Origin of the sequence: Terasakiella sp. SH-1, from assembly GCF_004564135.1 — a bacterium.
Classification (GTDB): domain Bacteria; phylum Pseudomonadota; class Alphaproteobacteria; order Rhodospirillales; family Terasakiellaceae; genus Terasakiella.
In genome coordinates this window covers 3,748,681-3,765,327 of record NZ_CP038255.1, presented here as the reverse complement: position 1 = coordinate 3,765,327, position 16,647 = coordinate 3,748,681, and the positions used below count along the sequence as shown (strand labels likewise).

The 16,647-nt window shown below is 49.4% G+C and carries 13 protein-coding genes; 6 read left to right on the top strand and 7 right to left on the bottom strand.

All coding sequences use genetic code 11. The annotated features are described in order from the left end of the window. Window positions 1-247 precede the first annotated feature (247 nt). The 6 genes from mutL to E4K71_RS17755 all read right to left on the bottom strand — a co-directional run bounded on the left by mutL (window position 248) and on the right by E4K71_RS17755 (window position 10,084). A complete protein-coding gene (mutL, locus tag E4K71_RS17780) occupies window positions 248-2,101 on the bottom strand; it encodes a DNA mismatch repair endonuclease MutL (RefSeq protein WP_135081880.1) in 1,854 nt (617 codons plus the stop codon). A 2-nt stretch (window positions 2,102-2,103) separates the two neighbouring features. Next, the gene (pgi, locus tag E4K71_RS17775; RefSeq protein ID WP_135081879.1) at window positions 2,104-3,753 is read right to left on the bottom strand and encodes a glucose-6-phosphate isomerase; all 1,650 of its coding nucleotides are present in this window, start codon (window positions 3,751-3,753) and stop codon (window positions 2,104-2,106) included. A gap of 95 nt (window positions 3,754-3,848) precedes the next feature. Next, a complete protein-coding gene (locus tag E4K71_RS17770; protein ID WP_135081878.1) occupies window positions 3,849-6,980 on the bottom strand; it encodes an efflux RND transporter permease subunit in 3,132 nt (1,043 codons plus the stop codon). Then, the gene (locus E4K71_RS17765) at window positions 6,977-8,224 is read right to left on the bottom strand and encodes an efflux RND transporter periplasmic adaptor subunit (protein ID WP_135081877.1); all 1,248 of its coding nucleotides are present in this window, start codon (window positions 8,222-8,224) and stop codon (window positions 6,977-6,979) included. The genes E4K71_RS17770 and E4K71_RS17765 overlap by 4 nt, the downstream gene beginning before the upstream one ends. An 81-nt stretch (window positions 8,225-8,305) precedes the next feature. Continuing rightward, window positions 8,306-9,439, bottom strand: a complete 1,134-nt coding sequence (locus E4K71_RS17760; RefSeq protein ID WP_135081876.1) for an MFS transporter — start codon at window positions 9,437-9,439, stop codon at window positions 8,306-8,308. 81 nt (window positions 9,440-9,520) lie between these two features. Next, window positions 9,521-10,084 (bottom strand): UbiX family flavin prenyltransferase, encoded by a 564-nt coding sequence (locus E4K71_RS17755; protein ID WP_135081875.1) that lies wholly within the window; start codon window positions 10,082-10,084, stop codon window positions 9,521-9,523. A gap of 450 nt (window positions 10,085-10,534) precedes the next feature. Here E4K71_RS17755 and rpoH point away from each other — a divergent pair, with 450 nt between their 5' ends. The 5 genes from rpoH to E4K71_RS17730 all read left to right on the top strand — a co-directional run bounded on the left by rpoH (window position 10,535) and on the right by E4K71_RS17730 (window position 15,749). Further along, window positions 10,535-11,425: an RNA polymerase sigma factor RpoH gene (gene rpoH / locus E4K71_RS17750; protein WP_135081874.1), complete on the top strand. Its 891-nt coding sequence runs from the start codon at window positions 10,535-10,537 to the stop codon at window positions 11,423-11,425. 147 nt (window positions 11,426-11,572) lie between these two features. Beyond that, window positions 11,573-13,078, top strand: coding sequence for an ATP-binding protein (locus tag E4K71_RS17745; protein ID WP_135081873.1), 1,506 nt, complete (start codon window positions 11,573-11,575; stop codon window positions 13,076-13,078). 99 nt (window positions 13,079-13,177) lie between these two features. Continuing rightward, window positions 13,178-13,543 carry a response regulator gene (locus E4K71_RS17740; RefSeq protein ID WP_135081872.1) on the top strand — a complete coding sequence of 122 codons (366 nt, stop codon included), beginning with the start codon at window positions 13,178-13,180 and terminating at the stop codon, window positions 13,541-13,543. Between the two features lie 69 nt (window positions 13,544-13,612). After that, the gene (locus E4K71_RS17735) at window positions 13,613-14,401 is read left to right on the top strand and encodes an alpha/beta hydrolase (RefSeq protein WP_135081871.1); all 789 of its coding nucleotides are present in this window, start codon (window positions 13,613-13,615) and stop codon (window positions 14,399-14,401) included. A 109-nt stretch (window positions 14,402-14,510) separates the two neighbouring features. Then, window positions 14,511-15,749 carry a hypothetical protein gene (locus E4K71_RS17730; protein ID WP_135081870.1) on the top strand — a complete coding sequence of 413 codons (1,239 nt, stop codon included), beginning with the start codon at window positions 14,511-14,513 and terminating at the stop codon, window positions 15,747-15,749. Here the strand turns inward: E4K71_RS17730 and E4K71_RS17725 are convergent. Next, complete coding sequence (locus E4K71_RS17725; RefSeq protein WP_135081869.1) at window positions 15,724-16,242, bottom strand: nucleoside 2-deoxyribosyltransferase; 519 nt, start codon at window positions 16,240-16,242, stop codon at window positions 15,724-15,726. The genes E4K71_RS17730 and E4K71_RS17725 overlap by 26 nt on opposite strands. Before the next feature lie 96 nt (window positions 16,243-16,338). Here E4K71_RS17725 and E4K71_RS17720 point away from each other — a divergent pair, with 96 nt between their 5' ends. Beyond that, complete coding sequence (locus E4K71_RS17720; RefSeq protein ID WP_135081868.1) at window positions 16,339-16,641, top strand: metalloregulator ArsR/SmtB family transcription factor; 303 nt, start codon at window positions 16,339-16,341, stop codon at window positions 16,639-16,641. Window positions 16,642-16,647: the final 6 nt, after the last annotated feature.

Here is a 16,647-nt window from a genome sequence, read left to right as displayed (position 1 = left end):
CACGGCCTTCTCCTTTATCGTGATAAAGTTAATTTAACCGTTTCATGACAATCATACTCGCCATTTTCGGACGCGATCTTAGGGCGTAAACTCATAAAATAGACTTGCTTTGGTTTCCCCAAAATATAGGCAAGACAAGGCAAAGGCTTGCAGGAAGTACTTGTACTTTCAAAAGACTTTAACGCAGTAATGCCTATATTTTGGGGAAATCCCGTAAGGGACGGGATGTATTTTATGAGTTTACGCCCTAACCACTTCGTCCAAACAGCCGTTCAATATCTTTTAGCTTTAATTCAACATAGGTCGGTCGGCCGTGTTTGCATTGGCCGGAATGTGGGGTGGCTTCCATTTCGCGCAACAGGGCGTTCATTTCCTCCAGCGTCAGGCGACGTCCAGCGCGGATCGACCCATGACAGGCCATAGAGCCACATACATCCATCAGTTTATCTTTTAACGCCATAGCTTCATCGACTTCGGCCAAGCTATCGGCCACATCCTGCACCAATCCCTGCACATCCACCTTGGCCCCGAGCATGGCAGGCACTTCACGCACCACGACTGTACCGGAACCGAAGTTTTCCAGCACCAGCCCCATTTCTTCCAATTCCGCAGCACGAGCCACCAAGCGATCAGCATCAGGTTCATCCAGTTCGACCACTTCGGGGATGAGCAAGCCTTGACGCTTTACCCCATTATCTTCCAAATCCTGTTTGATCTTTTCATAGACCAAACGTTCATGGGCGGCATGTTGATCAACCATAATGATGGCATCACCACTTTGGGCAACGATATAGGTTTCATGCAATTGCGCACGAGCCACGCCAAGGGGGTATTGTTCGGTATTTTCCGGCATGGCCACATCTGAGGATTCACGCACATCGGCTTGGGGCGGGGCCTCCAGCCCACTTAACGGGGCCTGAAAACCAGCCGCAGCTTCGCGCATCCCTTGGCTGGGCATCGGGTCTGGACGATAATGACCAAAGCCCCCACCTGCGGGGCGCGAGGTAATCGCACGGGCCATTTCCACAGCTTGCGGATCCATCTCACGCGGGGCCTGCATGGAAGCCAGCGCCTCTTCACTCACAGTGGTTGAGGCCAAATGCCCCACCCCGCCCAAAGCTTGTTTCAAGGCAGAGACTATCAAGCCACGCACCCCTTGGGCATCGCGAAAACGCACTTCAGCCTTGGCCGGATGCACGTTTACATCCACCGCACGTGGTGGCAGTTCAATAAACAGGGCCAAAAGCGGATACCGATCATGCGCCAGAAAGTCGCGATAAGCTGCGCGCACCGCGCCATAAAGCTGCTTGTCCTTCACTGGACGCCCATTGACGAAGAAAAATTGCAGGGCATTATTTCCCCGATTGAGTGTCGGCAAACTCACATGACCCGTCAGGCGTACATTATCGCGTTCCGCCTCAATCGGGATAGCATTTTCGGCAAAATCACGCCCCATAATACCGCGCAGCCGTTCCAGCATGGCTTCAAATAAATCGCCATGACTGGCGGGCAGTTTAAGAAGACTGCGCACCCCATCTGACAAGGTAAAGCCAATTTCGGGATGGCACATAGCCAGCCGCTTCATCATGTCCAACCCATGATTCAACTCAGTACGCGGGGCTTTCAGAAATTTAAGGCGTGCTGGGGTGGCAAAAAACAAATCACGCACCTCCACCCGTGTGCCCTGAGGATGTGCGGCAGGTTCCGGGCCTTCTTTTTCACCGCCTTCGACACGGATCATCCAGGCATTGTCGGCCTCTTCTGTCCGCGACGTAATGGACATACGTGCAACGGAGCCAATGGAAGGCAATGCTTCGCCCCGAAAGCCAAGGGTACCAATGTTAAACAGGTCTTCATCGGGGATTTTAGACGTGGCATGGCGTTGAACCGCCAATTCCAGTTCCTCTGGTCCCATGCCGCACCCATCATCGGTGACAGACAGCAACACACGCCCACCTTCTTTCATCACCACATCAATTTTACTTGCCCCTGCATCAATGGCATTTTCCACCAGCTCTTTCATAGCAGACGCCGGGCGTTCCACCACTTCACCAGCGGCGATTTGGTTAATCAGGGTTTGGGGGAGAAGACGAATACCCATGACTAAATGAATTCCTTTTTCAAACGCTTCATATAACGCAGCAAGCCAGCGGTCGAAGCATCCTCATTCATGATTTCCTCATCCCCCATCAGTTTGGGCACAATGCCACAGGCCAGTTCTTTACCCAGTTCCACGCCCCATTGGTCAAAGGAATTGATGTTCCACAAAATGCCCTGCACAAAAACCTTATGTTCATAAAGAGCAAGGAGCTGGCCCACAGTAAAAGGCGTTACCAGCGGCAAAACAATTGAATTGGTTGGTTTGTTACCGGGAAACGTCTTATGCGGGGCAATTTTGTCAATCTCAGCCTCACCCATGCCCTTGGCGTGCAATTCTGCGCGCACCTCTTCTTCAGTTTTTCCCAGCATGAGGGCCTTGGTCTGCGCCAGAAAATTAGAGAGTAAAATGGTCTGATGTTCGCGCAAGGGGTGATGATTATTCGCCACCCCGATAAAGTCCATGGAACAGTCCTGCTGGCCTTGATGCAACAATTGGAAAAAGGAATGCTGCGCATTGGTGCCCGCATGACCAAACAAAATCGGTCCGGTGGAATAATCGACAGGACGACCTTGCAAGTCCACACGCTTGCCGTTGCTTTCCATATCAAGTTGCTGGAGATATTGCGGAAAACGCGTGAGATACTGATCATAAGGCAGCACCGCATGGGTGGACCAGCCAAAGAAGTTGGCATACCACACACCCAGCAAAGCCATAATAATCGGCATGTTATTTTCCAGTGGTGCGGTGCGGAAATGCTCATCCATCGCATGAGCACCTTCCAGCATTTCTTCAAACTTGTCCATACCAATGACCAGCGCAATTGCCAAACCGATGGCTGACCAGGTGGAATAACGCCCCCCGACCCAATCCCAAAACGGGAACATATAATCCGGGTCGATCCCAAAGTCGGCCACTTTTTCTTCGTTGGTAGAGACCGCAACAAAATGTTTGCGCACTGCCTCGCTGCCCAAACGTTTCACCAGCCAGGAGCGTGCCGAGGTGGCATTGAGCATGGTTTCCTGCGTGGTGAAGGTTTTTGACGCCACAATAAAAAGCGTGGTTTCTGGGTCAAGATTGCGCAAGGTTTCCACAAGGTGGGAACTATCCACATTAGAGATAAAACGTGGGGACAAATCATCACGTTGGTAACTGCGCAAAGACTGGAGCGCCATAATCACCCCAAGGTCCGACCCGCCAATACCAATATTCACCACGGTTTTAATCGGCCGCCCGGTAATGCCCTGCCATTCCCCCCGGCGCACCGCCTCTGTAAAACGGCGCATTTGATTCAGCACAGCACGCACATCGGGCATCACATCGCGCCCATCCACTTTCATGGGACGTTCTGAGCGATTGCGAAGGGCCACATGGAAAACGGCGCGGTCTTCGGTGGAATTAATGTGATCACCTGCAAACATATGATCACGTGCCTCAATAACTCCACACTGACGAGCCAGAGTGCTCAACAATTCCATGGTTTTTTCAGTGATACGATTCTTGGAATAATCCAGCAACAACCCACTGGAGCGCACAGAGAATTTTTCAAACCGCATGGTATCTTGCGCAAACAAGTCACGCATATGCAGTGGCTCAATCTCGCGATGATGGGCCAAAAGGGCTTGCCAGGCGGGGCTGTCTGTAAGGGCGCTCATATTACATCCATGACGTCATCTCGCCCGTGATGCGAGATCTTTTTCAAAAGGGATAAAGGTCCCCGCTTTACACGAGGACGACAGAGATCCACACACTAGACGGTTTTCTTAAAAAAAGGAATCCCTTGGCGCAAATTCTTTAGATCAATCAACACAGCCAAAAGCGCAGGGACCACAACCAAAACCAACAAGGTTGCCACCATCAAACCAAAGACAAGGGTAATCGCCATGGGAATAAGAAATTGTGCCTGCAAACTGGTTTCAAACATCAAAGGCGTCAACCCGCCAATGGTGGTCGCTGATGTCAGGATCACGGCACGCAAGCGTTCAATGGTCCCGCGTGCAATCGCCGTCAGGGCCTCTTCCCCCATATCAAGGTGCTCTTTCACCGTTGAAACCAGAATGATGGAATCATTAATCACAATCCCGCTTAAGCCCACCAGCGCCACAAGGCTGAGGATTGTCAGGTCATAGCCCATGATAAAATGACCAAAAGCCGCCCCAACAAAACCAAAGGGGATGACCGACATAACTACAATCGGTTTGGAATAGCTGGAAAAGACCCAAGCCAAAATAATATAGATGGCACTAAAACCAACCACCACACCTGTCAGCATATCGCGAAAAGTACGTTTTTGTTCTTCCGCCTTTCCGGCAAAAGACACAGTGACCTTATGTTTGGCCGCAATCTTCTCAATGCCATCACGCGTTAAGGCTTCAATCACTTTGCCCGTACTGGTCGCTGATTTATTCAGCTCCCCCGTAATGGAAACCTGACGGGTGCCATCTTCACGCTTCACCGTGGCAAAACCGGTTTTAGCCCGCAGGGTTGCAACCTGACTTAACGGCACTTCGGCCCCTGATGGGCTGCGCAAATAAAGCTGATCAAGCTGGGTTGAGGAAATATAGCGTCGATCAAACTGCACCCGGATCAAGACTTCTTCATCCCCACGCGGGAAACGTTTGGCAACGGCCCCATCAAAACTGTCGCGCACCTGACGGGCTACATCCTGTGTGGTAAAGCCCAAAGCTTGCCCATGAGGTGTCAGTTCCAAAATGGCCTCTTCCTTGCCATAAGGCAGATCATCTTCGATGGCCGAAACACCGGGGTAGCGTTTGAGCAAATCCTGCACTTCATTTGACGCACGTTTAAGGTTTTGAATATCATCGCCATTGATACGAATATCCACATCACGCCCCGGTGGACCCGCTTGAGCCGGGATCAGGGTCAGTTTTTGCAAACCTGCCTTTTGGTCCAGATGCTTGCGCCAAACAGCCAGAAATTCTGCCGTGCGAATATCACGTTTGTCCGATTCCACCAGTTCCACATAAATCCCGCCAAGATGGTCACTGTTAGATGCCCCGCCTGCACCTTTTCCTGTCGACACTTTGGTGGCGATTTTCGCCACATGGGTTTTGATCAAATCCCCACCCAGTTCCTCATTCGCCTCATAAAGGGCGCGTTCCAGCTCATCAACCATAATTTGCGTTTCTGAACGCGGCGTTCCAGCCACCATTTCCACACTGGCATAAATGCGCTCGGCTTCCGGTCCCTTAAAGAACTGAAAGCCCAAACGCCCACCTGCCACAAGGCCGAAACTGATGATGAGAAAGGCAAGCGCAATGGAGAGAGTGACATAGCGATAAGTCAACACCCAATGGATCAGGGCGGCAAATTTCACATCACGAAAATGATTGAACTTCTCATTAAATTTAAGGCGAAATCCATGCGCTTCTTCCGGCTTGCCTTTCAACGCATGACGCATATGGCCGGGTAGAATGAAGAAACATTCAATCAAGCTGGCGATAATCACCGAGATGGCAACAAAGGGAATGGCTGCAATAATTTGCCCCATAATATCAGAGATCGCCAGAAGCGGCATAAAGGCGGCAATGGTCGTCAGACTAGAGGCAAAAACAGGCGTCAGCATGCGCAACGCACCACGCTCTGCCGCCTCAACCGGGCTTAAACCGCGACGGCGCAGACTTTCAGAATGTTCACCCACCACAATCGCATCATCCACCACAATCCCGATGGCCATGATTAAACCGAACAGGCTGACCATATTAATGGATTGACCCGACAGTTTCATGACAAACATGGTCGCCAGCAAGGAAACCGGAATACCTGCGGCCACCCAAAAGGCCACACGGGTATTTAAGAACAGGAATAAGATTGCCAACACCAGCACAAGACCGGACAGACCGTTATCCAGCAACAGATTGATGCGATCCTTAATTAGGTTTGCCTGAATTTCATATTGATCCAGACGCAGGTTTGACGGCAATGTTGGACGTGTCTCATTGAGGAATTTCGTGACAATTTCATCCACTTCCAACGCATCGGCGGTAGTGGAACGACGCACCTGTAATTCAATAGCGCGTGTTTTTTGATAACGAACCTCCACCCCATCTTCATCAAACTGTTCAGACACAGTGGCAATATCAGCGAGTGCCAGCTTTTCCCCACTTTGGCGAGCCAATATTTCGATATCGGCCACCCCGTCTGCGGTTTTGACCTCACCAAGGCCCCGGATTTGTTTGGCCTGTGCCCCGCCTGTTTCACCCGCCGGAATATCCTGAGAAATCTGCGCAATCCGCGTGGCAATATCATCAATGGTCATATCCAAACGGCGCAGGGTTTCAGGCAGGACTTCCACCCAAATTTCTTCATCACGCGCCCCGATCAGGTCAACCTTATCCACCCCACGCGCCAAAAGATCATCCCGCATGGATTTCGCCATGGCTTTAAGTGCACTTTCCGGATAAGGACCGCTCAACAACAAACGCGTAATCGGCTCATAGCGCACCACCCGTTTGATCACAGGTTTTTCGCTATCTTCTGGTAAGGTCGTCACCCCGGAAATGGCCGTTTCCACATTGGATAGGGCCGTTTGCATTTCCGTGCCTGCCTCAAACTCAATGGAAATTGAGGCTGATCCTTCATTAGACGTGGATTTTACATGTTTGACGTCATCCAAAAAACGCAGCTCCGGCTCCAAAGCCTGCACAATATTGGCATCGACATCTTCGGCCCCCGCGCCTGACCATTTCACACTGACAGACACCACATCAATGCCGAAGCTCGGAAAGAACTGCACGTTCAGGCGCATCAAGGACACCACGCCCAGCAGGATCATCAAAAACATCAACAGATTAGGTGCCGTGCGGTGCCGTGTAAACAGGCTAACCAGATTGATACGGCTTTCGTTATGTCCCCCGGTCATTTCACCGCTACCTTCACACCCGTGCCCATTTCAGCAAAACGGGTCACAGCCACACGTTCATCTGCGCTTAACCCATCACTGACCAAAACCCGATCACCATCGCGCACGACAACCTTGACCTCGCGCTGATACAGGCGTTCATCCGTCACGATATAAACATAGCGATTGTCATGCACGGCCATAGCCGGAAGGCTCACCACATTTTGATAGGTTTCATCAGGGATCGCGACTTCTACAAACAAGCCGGGGCGCAAGTCCGTACTCAGTTTCAACCCGGACAAGGCAGCAAACACATTGCGCCCCCCTGTGGCCGCATCCACACGGGCATCAATGCGGATCACCTTAGCCTCAAAGGGCAACATTTTTTCACCACGGCGTAAATGCACCGTGACATTGCGCCCCTTTAAATCATTTTGCCGGGTAAGCCGGGCATAATCAGCCTCGCTCACATGGAAGCTGACTTCCAAACGTTCCAGCGAGATCAAACGGCCCAGACGGTCCGATGTAGACACCTGCTTGCCCGCCGTCACATCTGTCTGGGTGAGAAAACCATCAAACGGTGCTTTGAGCTGGGTATCGGCCACATCACGCTGGGCTTTGCTTAAGGCCGTTTGGGCTTTTTCCACACTGGATTCAGCCTGAATGACCTGAGATTTATAACGCGCAATGGATTGTTCGCGGATCAACAATTTCTGTTTACGATCATTCAAATTGGTCTGGGCATCATCAAAGGATTTTTTACTCACCGCCTTACGTTTCACCAGTTTACGTTGGCGCTCAACCTCACGTGCGGCCAATGTGACCTGCTTTTGATCAACGGGCAGCAGTTTTTCTTCGCCTGCCAACATGGTCTTGAATTCTTCCAGTCGGGCCTCGGCTTCCTTAAGATCAGCGTGGCGTTCTTTTTCTGTAGCGAGATAATCAAAGGCATCAATCGTAACCAACACGTCCCCTGCATGAACCAAGGCACCATCACCTAAATCCTCATGCACGGCAATCACCGTACCCGATACCTGAGCACGAAGTTCGGCCTCCCGGCCGGCGCGGATTTCACCAAAACTGCGTAAAGTGGGGCTTACATCGCCAAAGCTGACCGTCTGTACCTTAATCGGCCAAAACCGTTCTTCGACTTCTTTTAACGGTGTCTGGGGTTTGGTCGCTTTTAACGCGGCGAAAATAATAATGGCGGCTACAATGATGCCAACTGCCAAAATCGGCTTTTTAAAACGCTGCCACAGTTCCATGACCCCATATCCTTACAATTTATCTCAAGCCTACTGTAAGGGACAGTATATTACCAAACAGTGAAATAAGTCACATATAGATCAAACTTTTTGCCTGTGTAACCAAACCCCAAGAAGCATACCCATAAGCCCCATCATACTCATAATGATGAACGCCTGCGCCCCCAGCATTTCGTAAAAATATCCCGCAAACAGCAAGGTCACACCGCCCCCGACCCCAAAGGCAGAAGCCCCATATAAGCTTTGTGCCGTGGCTGATAAATCCACAGCCACCGCCTCTTTGATAAACGACATGGCCCCAAGATGCATCGCCCCGAAACTAAAGGCATGGAGAGTCTGAACGATTAAAAGAACCGACATAGCAGGATCATGGGCCAAGACGGCCCAACGAACCATACTGGAAAAAGCGGCAAGCATTAAAAGAACAGGGGCTGCAAACCGGGTGGCAATGCGCCCCCCAAAAAGAAAGAAGATAACTTCGGCCACCACAGCCCCCCCCCACAGGAAACCAATAAACCCATCACTATAGTCAAGGCTACGCCAATGAATGGTCGCAAAGGCATAATAAAGCGCATGTGAACCATGAATACAGGCGACCGTTGCCATAAATAGCTGAAACTTCCGATCCTTTAAAAGCATGCGCACGGGCTTTCCAGCTTTCCCCAAGGGAGAAACACGCACATCAGGCAAGGCAAAGATCGCACACAAGGTCAACACAATCGACACCAGAATCGCCCAATAGATCATCTGTTCCGATGTCGCTTCCAGCACAAAGCCAAACCCAAAGGACATGGCAATAAAGCTCAGAGAACCCCACAGGCGCATGCGACCATATTGGATCTTGGTGCCTCGCGTCGATAACAAGGTGATGTTATCGCCAAAGGACATAATCGGCGCCCAGCTCATGCCATACAGGAAGGAAACGATGAAAAGGGCAATAAAGCTTTCAACAAAATAAAAGGCGGCAAAACAGAAAAAAGACGTCGCTGTAAAAAACAGCATCAGGCGTTTTCTCTCCCCCAACCGATCACCCAGACTGGCAAAAAACGGAGAAAAGATTACTTTGCCCAGAACCGGGATGGCCGTCAGAATTCCGATCTCCACCCCATTCATGCCACGGGCCTGCAACCACACAGGCCAAAAAGGCAACATGCAGCCAATGACAAAAAAGATCGTGATATAGAAACTAGACAGGCGTAAGGGCAGGAAGGTCATTGATACGTCGTCCTCGCGAACGCGGGGACCTCAATAAACGGGGAAAAAGGTCCCCGCATACGCGAGGACGACAATATATTTCTAAACACCTTTCCAGCGTTCAAACAGATTATGGTCAATGTCAAACTGATCCAGCGCCTTGCCAATGGATTGATGGATAATGTCTTCCACCGTTTTTGGCTTGTGATAAAAGGCAGGCACAGGTGGCAGGATGGTCGCCCCCAAATCGGCACATTTCGCCATGAGTTCAAGATGGCCCTTATGTAGTGGCGTTTCGCGCACCATCATCACAAGGCGGCGGCGTTCTTTTAAACAAACATCTGCCGCACGGATCAGCAGGTTGGAATTATCCGATGTCGCCACCCCTGATAAAGTCTTGATGGCACAAGGTGCGATGATCATCCCCTTGGTCTTGAAGGACCCGCTGGAAATGGCGGCACCCATGTTTTTGGTATCATGCACCACATCGGCCAGCGCCTTGACCTCATCCAAAGAGACATCGGTTTCCAGTTCCAAATTGACTTGTGCACTGTCACTGACCACCAGATGGGTGGGATGGCCGATATCTTTAAGTGCACGCAATAGTTCCACACCGTAAATCACACCGGATGCCCCGGAAATACCAATAATAATAGGTAGGGTCATTCTTCACCTCGCCACCCCCTGCACAGGCAGGGAACCAGAAACTTATTAAATTCAATATAATTGCGACTTATAAAAGAAAAGCCCGACTAAATAAATAAGTTATTATTGACAGGGCAGATAAAATCCCCATAATGAAGAACATAACGGGAAAGTTGCCCATATTCGGGGGCTTTTTCGGGTGATCTGGCGACCCAAAGGGCGGGGATCACGAATATGTGAACATAAAATCGTATTGCTTTTAAAGGATATGACCATGACTGTGACCTACTTCACTCTCACTTCTCAAAACTGACGATATGGTTCTTGTGCATGAAGTTTTTATGCACCGGAAAAACACACAAACATATTTCTTTTGAACACGTGCATTGTTCTTAGCGTGTTTGGCAAAGGCGCAGATTTATTTTCGATCATATGTCTTTGCCGCCTCAAATGAGAATAGGGAGTTTTTACATGAGTGTCCTGACAACCAATCTGCCCGCATTGCCGAGCGATTCCGGTGACAGTTTAAACAGTTATTTGCGCGAAGCCTGGAAATTTCCCATCCTGAGCGCAGATGAAGAATACATGCTGGCCAAACGTTTCCACGACAGCGGCGATGTCGATGCCGCCCACAAACTGGTGACAAGCCACCTGCGTCTGGTTGCCAAAATTGCCATGGGCTATAAAGGCTATGGCCTGCCCGTCGCTGACCTGATTTCAGAAGGCAACGTCGGTCTGATGAAAGCAGTGAAAAAGTTTGAACCCGAAAAAGGCTTCCGCCTGTCCACTTACGCCATGTGGTGGATTCGCGCCTCTGTGACTGAATATATCCTGCAAAGCTGGTCCATGGTCCGTTTGGGCACAATGGCGGCGCAAAAAAAGCTGTTCTTCTCGCTTCGTCGCACTAAAAACAAACTGGAAATCATGGATAATGGCGAACTGACCGATGATCAGGCCCAGGCCATTGCCAATGAAACCAATGCGACAACTGATGAAGTGTTGCACCTAAACCGCCGTTTAGCCTCACGCGATATGTCCCTGAACGCACCGCTGTCTATTGATGAAGGCGGCGAACATCAGGACCTTCTGGAAGATGACCGCCCCAGCCCGGAACGTATCGCCAGTGATACCCAGTTGACTGCCCTGCGTCATGAAGTGGTCGGTGAAGCGCTTGAAAATCTCAATGAGCGTGATCGCGATATTTTCGAACGTCGCCATCTGTCAGACGAACCGCCAACACTGGAAGAACTGGGCGCAGAATATGGCATTTCACGCGAGCGTGTGCGCCAGCTGGAGGCCCGTGCCTTTGGCAAGGTCAAGGAATTCATTCTGGGTCACAGCGTTGCCCCGCAACTGACCTAAAGACTTTCATACACTCCCGAACCTGGGATTGTTCCTGTAAAATGGCGCAATCCCAGGGAGTACATATATCAAATTGCACCCTTGGCACTTATCCTCTACACTTACTTCTAAAGTATAAGGATAAGAAGAAACGCGCTCAGGGGACCTATGGCTTTAAAATTCAGCAATCGGCTGTTCTTTCGCCAAACGAGAAATGCCATTCTCGTGGCCCTGATCCTTGGCATCATCATTTCTATCGGCCAAATCATCTTTGACTTTTATTCCGAACAAAAACGCATTGATGAAACGGTTTATCAGGTCCTCAACACAACAAAAGAATCGGCTTCCCAGGCGGCCTATAGCCTGAACAACGAGCTGGCCTTGCGTGTGGTGAAGGGGTTGTTTGAATATCAACCGATCTATTCTGCCCAGATTAATGATGACTTTGGCCGACAATTAGCCTCACTGGAACGCCCCCAAATTAAACATAATATGGACTGGCTGGGGCCATTGATCCGCACCGACCAAAACCTCTATACCGTTGCACTTTATTCCGTTGGAGGGACAACGGTGATTGGAGAAATGCGAGTACTGGTGGATCGTTTTCTCATCGCCCAGAATTTTATTGACCGGGCAGGTTTTGTCATTTTAACCGGGATTGTGCGTAACTTTGCCCTCGCAATCTTTTTTGGCTTTTTATTTTACTTCACCCTGGGTCGCCCGGTGATGCAAACCATTCAAAATCTGTCACATATTGACCCAAACCAACCGGGAAAGACCCATCTGCATATCCCGCTGGGTCATCGTGATGATGAGCTGGGCCTTCTGGTGCGAAAATTAAACAGTATCCTGATTGATTTTGATGATACCCTGCAACAGCGCTTTTTGATTGAAGACGAACTGAAACGCAATCAAACAACCATTCGCCATCTCAACCTCAAACTGGAAGAGCGAGTACGCCAGCGCACCAGTGAACTGGAAGCCGCCAACAAGGAAATGGAAGCTTTTACCTATTCCGTCTCCCACGACCTGCGTGCCCCCCTTCGCACGATCAGTGGCTTTAGCAATATTTTACAGGACGAATTCCACAACCAGCTTGATCAACAGGCCCAACATTATCTTAATCGGGTTCACCATGGGACCGAACGAATGGAACAGTTGATCAATGATCTGTTGAAACTGTCACGCACAACCCGTGGAGACATGCAGCGAGATGACTTTAACATCGCCCAAATTGCCCATGAGGTCGTCGCAGAACTCCACCGGGAAAATACTGAACGCAACATCAGCGTGAATATTCCAGCCGCTCTTGATGCCTATGGGGACAGCCGCCTGATCCGGGTCGTACTGGAAAATCTTTTCGCCAATGCCTGGAAATATACCAGTCAGACAGAAAAAGCAGAAATCAGCTTTTCCTGCACAGAAGTAAATAAGGAACATACATATTGCATTCAGGACAATGGGGCTGGATTTGATATGGAATATGCCGACAAGCTTTTCACCCCCTTCCAACGCTTGCATTCTGCCAAGGAATTCGAAGGCACTGGAATTGGCCTTGCCACGGTGCAACGCATTATTCATCGCCACGGTGGAGAAATCTGGGCTGAATCGGAAATTCAGCAAGGCGCAACATTTTACTTCACCCTACCACGCCCACAAGTGGCATTAATGTAGATTACACGCTTTTATTTTGTTTCCTCACCCATTTTGGTGATGTATTTTATCACGTGCGTGTCAGTATAATCTGCGCAAATTTTATCAATGGGAAAATAAATGAAAACGATCCTTGTTGTCGATGATGACCCAATGGTGCTTGAAAGTACGCGATGCTACCTTGATATGAAAGGTTTCCGTACGGTTTGTGCCAGCGACGGGGATGAAGCCCTTGAACTGTCGAAACATACCCAGATTGATCTTGCCCTTATTGATATTTTCATGCCCAAACGCGGTGGCTTTGAAACCATCATGGAAATCAATGGCACTTTTCCCGTCATCGCCATGAGCGGCGTCACCTCACATCGCTTTGACCCGCTGGCTTTTGCCGAAAGCATCGGGGCCAGAAATGCCCTGTCCAAACCCTTTCGCCCCGACGACATGCTGACGGCCATTAACGATATTCTTGAAAACCGCCCCCATTAAAAACATATTGTTCGATAGGCGAACTGTTGTATATTCATACAAAGTTATTGAACAGTATGAGCTACTCCCTTGAAAATCGTTGAACAAAACATTCAGATTCAGTCCCAGACCTTACGGACAAAACATATTTACCTTGATCAAACCAACACCGCTTCTCCTACGCTGGTTTTCCTTCATGAAGGGTTAGGCTGTCTGGAATTATGGAAAGACTTTCCAGAAAAGCTCTGTGAAGCCTGTGGCTTAAACGGTTTTGTTTATGAACGCGTTGGGTTTGGCAAATCTTCCCCCCTTGGCCTGGTTCCCCGCCCCCTAGACTATCTGGAACGTGAAGGTCGTGATGTCTTACCCAGCGTCTTAACAGAAGCAGGTATCAAAAATCCGTTTCTGATTGGTCACAGTGATGGCGGGTCAATTGCACTGGTTTATGCCGCTCATTACCCCCATTCATTATCTGGTGCCATTACCGAAGCTGCCCATGTCTTTGTCGAAGATGTCACCTTAAAAGGTATCCGTGACGCCGGAGAACTTTATTTCAAGGCAGACTTAAAATCAAAACTGGAACGCTATCACGGAGATAACACCGACAAAGCTTTTCGCGGCTGGTATGAAACCTGGCTTACCCCGGCCTTTGCCCATTGGAATATGGAAAACCTGTTACCAAACATTGAATGTCCCCTTTTGGTCATTCAGGGTATTGAGGATGAATACGGTACCCAAAAACAAGTACAATCCATTGTAGAAAATTCTTCAGGGGCCGCTACACCCTTGATGGTGCCTGACTGTGCCCATATCCCCCATCACCAATCTCAAGAAACTGTTCTTAAAGCAATGGCTGATTTCATCCAAAAACACGCCTAATTGCTTGCTTTTTAAGCTTTATTTAGGCAGAGTGTTATAGCTGTTGCAGGGGATCAAACATATGTATCGAAACTATTTATCTAAACGTGGATGGTTTGCGCATATTTTAATGCCCCTTCTGTATATAGTTCTGGTTCTGCAGCTCCCCTTGGGGCAGAACCTTCTGGCTGATGGCTCGCAAGCCTATCTGGATTTTTCTCCAGAACATTCCTTGGGCTATCCCTTTTTTCTCAAAATCATCAGATTTTTTTCAACAGCCCCCCTTATTGTAGCCTACGTGCAGCTTGGGCTTTTCGCTTTGGCGCTGCTCCATCTGTCCGTCACCTTGTTCAGGGTCACAGCCAGCCATTTTCTCGGGGTTTCTGTTGCTTTGCTGGTTGCGCTCAATCCCTTTGTGCTGGAATATCATTTTCGCCTTTCAACCGATTCCTTATTTGTGACGACAAGCCTGCTGACGCTAAGTTTTCTCTTATCCTGTTTTCGACGGGCGCGTTTTTTAAATCTCAGTGGCTTTGGCGCTATGATCGGGATTGGCCTGTCCCTGCAACCTTATGGGTTGGCCCATGTCTTGTTGTTATTCATCGCAGCCCCCCTGAACAGAAAGAAAAACTATTGTTCCTTTCCCAAGGCCCTTCTTATCCCCCTGACCCTTTGCCTTGCCATTGTCGGGATTGAGGTGGTTGCCTATAACGCCCTGCATGAAAACCATGAATTCCGCCCTGCAACGGCCAAGATCTACGCCAATACCATCTTGATGGAAACGCAGCAAAGCACCCCCTATGCCCCCAAAGACCCAAGGACGGCAATTTGGCACAAGATTGAACATGATCTGGCCCCTGTCCGCACAGAAATTTGGCAGACCGCCGCTTCAAAAGATCGTCAACAGTTACTTGGCCAACATATCGAAGAAAGCGGACAAGACTTTGCCGTTAACGCCATGACACAAGCCGCCTTTTTATTGGGGAAATCGGTTGATGACATTCGCATGGATATTGCCTCAGCCCGCATTGTGCAGGACCCGCTGGCGTTCTTATTCATCACGGTTGAACATTACCGCAGCATCTGGGTTGAACCCTTTGCCTTACATTATGCTGTGCTTTTATTAACTGCCGCCACAAGCTTTATTGGTTTATGGATGTGGGTTAAAGGTGCTGCTTTCAACGCCCCTTGTGCCATTGCCGTCTATGGGGCCTTAATGATTCAGGGGCATGCCTTGATCTATGCACACAGCGGCTTGGGACATGGCACACTCATCACCCTGTTTAGCCCTGTGATCACCCTGATCATCCTTGGGTTGGTGCTGGGATTTTATTTTTGTTTCATCAATCCTTTGAGACGAGAGACTTAAGCACAATCACAGCTTCTTGTGCCGTTTTAACAATTTGATGTGCAGAACAAGCCATCATCAAATTGTCGACCAAATCAAAATCTTCCACGGTTAAGCCAGACGGGTCCAGCTCCAGCTCTCCCTGTTTTTCCAGCCCCTGATAATAAGAACCTGTGCGTTCCAGATAAGACAAACGAGCCCCATAGCCAACAACCGGTAAGCCCCGTGCTGTGGCATAGCCCATTTCAAACGCCGTTCCGCCATCCATACCGGGACCACGAAACATTTCCATATTGGCAATCATTCCATCACAGCCATTTATCAGTTCAATATTGGCCTGATAAATCGCCTGGGCTGCTTGATGCTTACTCATCTGTGAAATATCCAAGCCCGCATCCATGGGAAAGACCCCTTCCATTCCATGGGCTGTACAGATCTCTTTGAGCTGGCGACTTTGTACAAAGGGGTCAGGATAAAACACATCCGGTCCAGCCAGATAAATACGCGGAATCATAAAGGGGCTCCTTTCGGCTTGTTCCTTTATATGTTTTAGGGGAAACATCATCGAATTGTCACTTGATCTTTTCATTATTTCAATTATTGTCGAAATATGGAAATTAATAATGCAACAGAAATGCTGGCAGCGCTATCCTATGAAGCGCGGCTGAAAATTTTTCGCCATCTGGTCAAACTAGGGCCAAGCGGGGCAAGTGCAGGTGATATTGCCAAAGCATGTGAAATCACGGCCTCCACCCTGTCTCATCACCTGAACCAGATGCGCAGCTGTGGCTTAATTGAACGCCACCGTAAATCGCGTTCGCTGATTTATGTCGCCAATTTTGAAAAAATGAACACCCTGATCGCATTTCTTTCTGAAGAATGCTGTGAGGGAAATCCCGACCTCTGTCGATAAGGAAGA

Bases quoted from the DNA above. Each gene is read 5' to 3' on its own strand.
- E4K71_RS17770 (WP_135081878.1), bottom strand. From the start codon at position 6,980: ATGACCGGGGGACATAACGAAAGCCGTATCAATCTGGTTAGCCTGTTT.
- E4K71_RS17755 (WP_135081875.1), bottom strand. From the start codon at position 10,084: ATGACCCTACCTATTATTATTGGTATTTCCGGGGCATCCGGTGTGATT.
- E4K71_RS17725 (WP_135081869.1), bottom strand. From the start codon at position 16,242: ATGATTCCGCGTATTTATCTGGCTGGACCGGATGTGTTTTATCCTGAC.
- E4K71_RS17730 (WP_135081870.1), top strand. From the start codon at position 14,511: ATGCCCCTTCTGTATATAGTTCTGGTTCTGCAGCTCCCCTTGGGGCAG.
- E4K71_RS17760 (WP_135081876.1), bottom strand. From the start codon at position 9,439: ATGACCTTCCTGCCCTTACGCCTGTCTAGTTTCTATATCACGATCTTT.
- E4K71_RS17740 (WP_135081872.1), top strand. From the start codon at position 13,178: ATGAAAACGATCCTTGTTGTCGATGATGACCCAATGGTGCTTGAAAGT.
- E4K71_RS17720 (WP_135081868.1), top strand. From the start codon at position 16,339: ATGGAAATTAATAATGCAACAGAAATGCTGGCAGCGCTATCCTATGAA.
- pgi (WP_135081879.1), bottom strand. From the start codon at position 3,753: ATGAGCGCCCTTACAGACAGCCCCGCCTGGCAAGCCCTTTTGGCCCAT.
- mutL (WP_135081880.1), bottom strand. From the start codon at position 2,101: ATGGGTATTCGTCTTCTCCCCCAAACCCTGATTAACCAAATCGCCGCT.
- E4K71_RS17745 (WP_135081873.1), top strand. From the start codon at position 11,573: ATGGCTTTAAAATTCAGCAATCGGCTGTTCTTTCGCCAAACGAGAAAT.
- E4K71_RS17765 (WP_135081877.1), bottom strand. From the start codon at position 8,224: ATGGAACTGTGGCAGCGTTTTAAAAAGCCGATTTTGGCAGTTGGCATC.
- rpoH (WP_135081874.1), top strand. From the start codon at position 10,535: ATGAGTGTCCTGACAACCAATCTGCCCGCATTGCCGAGCGATTCCGGT.